Genomic DNA, 4,874 nt, shown 5'->3' with positions numbered 1-4,874 from the left:
GGAAGCACAGGACTGTCAACAGGTCCACATCTTCATTATGAAGTAATTAAAGAAGGAATTAAAGTGGATCCACTGGGTTATTTTTATAATGATCTAAGCCCGGACGAGTATAAGCGGATTTTTACTATGGCCATGAAAATGAATCGCTCTCTGGATTAATATACATATAGAATTTCCTGATAAACTTTATTATTCCATAGGTGAAATGGCCTCTGCTTTTAATGTTAACACCTCACTTATACGTTTCTGGGAAAAGGAGTTTGATATCCTTTTACGCTAAGAAAAAATAAGAAAGGAAATCGCTTTTTTTCTAAGAAAGATATAGAAAACTTCAAACTTACACTCTTAGAATTTACAATTCCAGGGCTATTTGAGCATTTCCGTTCATCAAAAACTCTAAAGGATTTTCCAGAGCTTCTTTTACTGCTACTAAAAATCCTACGGATTCACGTCCATCTATGATACGATGATCGTAAGAAAGCGCCAGGTACATAATGGGACGGATCTCAATCTTTTTATCAATAACTACAGGACGATCTACTATATTATGCATTCCTAAGATCGCGCTTTGTGGCGGATTGATAATGGGAGTGGAAAGCATCGAACCAAATACACCCCCGTTGGTAATAGTAAAAGTACCTCCGCTCATTTCATCCACTGAGATCTGACTATCACGTACACGAAAAGCCAAGCGTTTGATCTCTTGCTCAATTCCTCTAAACGAAAGATTTTCTGCATTTCTTACCACCGGAACTATCAAGCCTTTAGGACCGGATACAGCCACGCTAATGTCGTAGAAATCATAAATTACCTTTTCCTGGCCATCAATCATGGAATTCACCTGAGGATACACCTGCAAGGCGTGTACGCAAGCTTTTGTAAAAAACGACATAAAACCCAGACTTACACCATGACGTTCTTTGAAGGGGTCTTTATACTGATTCCTCAGGCTAAATATCTCGCTCATATCCAACTCATTAAAGGTAGTAAGCATAGCGGTCTCATTTTTTACGCTAACTAAACGCTCAGCGAGTTTGCGTCGGAGCTTAGATAGACGTTCTCTCTGTAATGAGCGTAAAGCACTTGTAGGATTGCCCATCGAAGGCACAGCTTTTATAGCATCCTCTTTGGTAATACGGCCTTGTCGACCTGAACCGATAATTTGCTGAAAAGAGATATTTTTTTCCGCTAGGATCTTTTTAGCAGCGGGTGAGGCTATATTTTTTACTACAAAAACTTCAGGTGTTCTATCGGTGGAGATTTTCATCTTTGTTTCTTCTTGTTTTTTAAGAATGGAAACCCCCATGCTCTCTTTGGTATTTTCAGGAGAGCGTACTGAAGTATTGATTAAGCAAACCACTTGGCCTACTTGCAAGGTATCTCCCTCTTTAGCTTTTAATGTTATGACTCCGCTCTGCTCAGCGGGAAGCTCCAGGGTGGCCTTATCAGAATCCACCTCTGCGATAGCCTGTTCTTTACTTACGTAATCGCCATCTTTTACAAGCCAAGAAGCGATTTCCACTTCTGTGATTGATTCACCTGGAGAGGGCACTTTCATCTCTAATATCATAAGTTCAGGATTTAAAAACTTTATCCAGAATTTCTTGTTGTGTTTTCATAAAATGTTGATAAGATCCGCTGGCAGGCGAAGCACTTTCAGAGCGCGATATGAGCTCAAGCGAAAAGCATTTCAGCTTATAAAATATATAAGGCCAAGGACCCATGTTTTCAGGTTCTTCTTGTACCCATATCCATCGTTGAGATGATGGGTATTTTTTTAAAATTCTCCCCATTTCCTCCTGCGGCAGAGGATAAAGCTGCTCGAGACGAATGAGCGCTATGTGTTTTGATTTTGTCTTCTCTTTTCTCTCAAGAAGTTCATAGTAGATTTTACCTGAACAAATCACCAAACGGGTAATATTTTTTGGATCAGCCGCATGGTCATCTATAACAGGCTGAAAGCTTCCTGTAGCCAGTTCTTCCAAGTTAGAGATACAGTGCAGGTGTCTTAAAAGGCTTTTAGGAGTGAAAATAATTAAAGGCTTTCGAAAAGAAAACTTCATTTGTCTTCGCAAAGCGTGGTAAAAATTGGCAGGATGGCTGCAGTTAAGCACAAACATATTGTGACGTCCACAGAGTTGAAGATAACGTTCAATACGTGCAGAAGAGTGCTCCGATCCTTGTCCTTCATAACCGTGAGGCAAGAGCAAAACCAAACCATTTTGGGTTTTCCATTTGTCTTGGGCAGCAGATAAATATTGGTCTATTATGATCTGCGCGCCATTGCTAAAATCACCGAATTGAGCTTCCCATAAGGTAAGTGTGTTAGGAGAGGCCATAGCGTATCCATAGTCAAAGCCCATAACGCCATATTCAGAGAGCAATGAATTGTATACCCGCATACTCCCCTGTCGATCTCCGATAGTATTTAAAAGAATATATTTTTCTTCTGTATCTTCCGATGTGATCGCCGCATGGCGATGGGAAAAAGTTCCGCGCTCAACATCTTCCCCGGAAAGACGCACATCAAATCCCTCACTCAACAAGGTTCCGTAAGCCAAAAGCTCAGTCATCCCCCAATCGAGCGAACTTCCTTTTTTCAACATTTTACGCCTTTGCTCAAAGAGTTTCTCTACTTTTCGATAGAACTTTTTTTCTTTTGGCAAAGTGCTTATTTTCATCCCTATTTCTTTAATTTTTTCCAGAGGAAAACATGTATCCAAAGTTTTAAAAAATTCATCAACCTGGACTTGTTTGAAATCTTTCCACTCATCGGGTAAAAAAGGATCGAGTTTGCTGCGCTCTATATTCTTAGAAATTTCGTAATCCCTCTCGAGTTGATTCTTAAAATCTCGTTCAATAGTGAGCAAGTATTTCTCATCGATGACGCTTTCTTTTTGCAATTTCGCTTTATAAATATCCCTTGCGTTGGGATGTTGCGCGATAGCATTGTAAAGAGAGGGTTGAGTAAAACGGGGCTCATCTCCCTCATTATGGCCATATTTTCGATAACCCAACAAATCGATAAAAACATCTTGCTGAAAATGCATACGAAAATCTACGGCAAAACGTACAACATGAATCACAGCTTCCACATCGTCAGCGTTGACATGCAATACCGGTGAAAGGGTGACTTTACCTATATCGGTACAATAGGTGCTTGAACGCCCGTCGCGATAATTTGTAGTAAATCCAATCTGATTATTTACCACGATATGAATAGTCCCTCCGGTTTTATAACCATCGAGCTGAGCCATCTGTACAATTTCATAGATGATGCCCTGAGCGGAAATAGCAGCGTCTCCATGTACCAAGATGGGCAAGAGCTTTGCATAATTCTCCTGATAATGATGATCGATGTTCGCTCGAGCTATCCCTTGCACTACCGGATTTACAGTTTCAAGATGAGAAGGATTGGGCGCAAGGCTCATTCTCACGGATTTCCCCCGGCGATTCTTTCGAGTTGTAGTAGCGCCAAGATGATATTTGACATCGCCAGCAAATACCACTTCTTCATATTCTTTTCCATCAAATTCACTAAATATTTCAGCAGAGCCTTTCTTAAAAAGATTCGTCAGTACATTCAAACGACCTCTGTGGGGCATACCTATAACAAATTCTTGCGCTTGATGATGATTTGAAGCATACTCGATAAGTTCATCCAAGGCAGGCAGTAAAGATTCATTTCCCTCAATGGAAAAGCGCTTCTGGCCCACAAATTTGGTGTGCAAAAAATTTTCAAATACTACCGCTTCATTAAGTTGATTAAGCAAATGTTTTTTCTCATCATGAGATAAGACAGGATGATTATCGTTTTGACTCAGCCATTTCTGAATCCAAACTACCTTTTCAGGTTTGCGCAAATACATATACTCAATCCCGATGGATTCACAGTATACCGCTTTTAGGTGAATAAGTATTTCAGAAAGCGTTGAGGATCTTTTTCCGATAAGCTTCCCGGCTTCAAAAATCGTATCGAGATCTGAGGAATCAAGTCCAAAATGTTCAATATCCAGATTTGGCGTGTATTCACGTCTGTTGCGCACCGGGTTGGTTTTCGTAAAAAGATGACCGCGACTGCGATAGGCCTGAATCAAAGCGGTTACCTGAAACTCCTTGAGGGTTTTCCTGGAATTTTCGCTGAAAATATTTTCTGTAACTGAAGTATTTTTTTTTACATTTTGTGCTGATACCTCTGGTGCTTCCTTATAAGTTGCGGCCGCAAAATCGAAACCTTGAAAAAAAGCGCGCCAACTAATCTCTATGCTATCAGGCGCGCGAAGGTATTTTTTATAAAGTTCTTCGATAAGTTCCGGATGCGCTGCATTCAGAGAAGAATATCGGTCCATGATAAATATGGTGCAATTATTTGATGATCAGAACGATTATTCAAATGTAACACTTTTATTTAAGTGTTGAATTATGAGTAATCTCCTTTTTCTTATCCACGGTGATGAAGAACGGCCCAAGAAAATACTTAAAAACATTCCCACCGAGGTCATAGACCTGATATAAAAGGCTCTAAAAATTATCATCCTCTACTGTGAGCTAAAGTGGAAAATAAAAACATCACACAAATCATTTTAAATTTTTTTTCCAGATTCAGCACCTCTTTTATATAAATATATCCTTAGAAAATCACTTATAGGAGCTTTATCTAAAAAGCGCGCATTTTATAGAGCATTCTTTCCACAGTTTTCTTAAAGGTTCATCCCAGTTAAAAGATCTTAAAAACCTTCAAGAAGAACCGCTTTCTTGCTTGGAAAACGGAAAAATCCTCCTTTTTACAAATCTTATCTTTAGGTATATTTTTCTCTTATACTGCGCTTGCCTTTGAGGATAAGCTTTTATATTTTTCTGGTATGTTTTTAAAT

At 39.4% G+C, this 4,874-nt stretch carries 3 protein-coding genes; 1 reads left to right on the top strand and 2 read right to left on the bottom strand.

Annotated features, from left to right (window positions below; genetic code table 11):
- The first annotated feature begins 205 nt into the window (after window positions 1-205).
- Window positions 206-280: a MerR family transcriptional regulator gene (locus CS842_RS07520; RefSeq protein WP_322746671.1), complete on the top strand. Its 75-nt coding sequence runs from the start codon at window positions 206-208 to the stop codon at window positions 278-280.
- A 72-nt stretch (window positions 281-352) separates the two neighbouring features.
- Here CS842_RS07520 and odhB read toward each other — a convergent pair whose 3' ends face one another.
- Complete coding sequence (gene odhB / locus CS842_RS00020) at window positions 353-1,570, bottom strand: 2-oxoglutarate dehydrogenase complex dihydrolipoyllysine-residue succinyltransferase (RefSeq protein ID WP_103326536.1); 1,218 nt, start codon at window positions 1,568-1,570, stop codon at window positions 353-355.
- Between the two features lie 4 nt (window positions 1,571-1,574).
- The gene (locus tag CS842_RS00015) at window positions 1,575-4,349 is read right to left on the bottom strand and encodes a 2-oxoglutarate dehydrogenase E1 component (protein ID WP_103326533.1); all 2,775 of its coding nucleotides are present in this window, start codon (window positions 4,347-4,349) and stop codon (window positions 1,575-1,577) included.
- Window positions 4,350-4,874: the final 525 nt, after the last annotated feature.

The organism is Bacteroidetes bacterium endosymbiont of Geopemphigus sp., assembly GCF_002904345.1.
Taxonomy (GTDB): Bacteria; Bacteroidota; Bacteroidia; order Flavobacteriales; family Blattabacteriaceae; genus GSPS2-BC2016.
The sequence above is the reverse complement of the archived record's forward strand: the minus strand, read 5'-3'. Positions and strand labels throughout refer to the sequence as shown.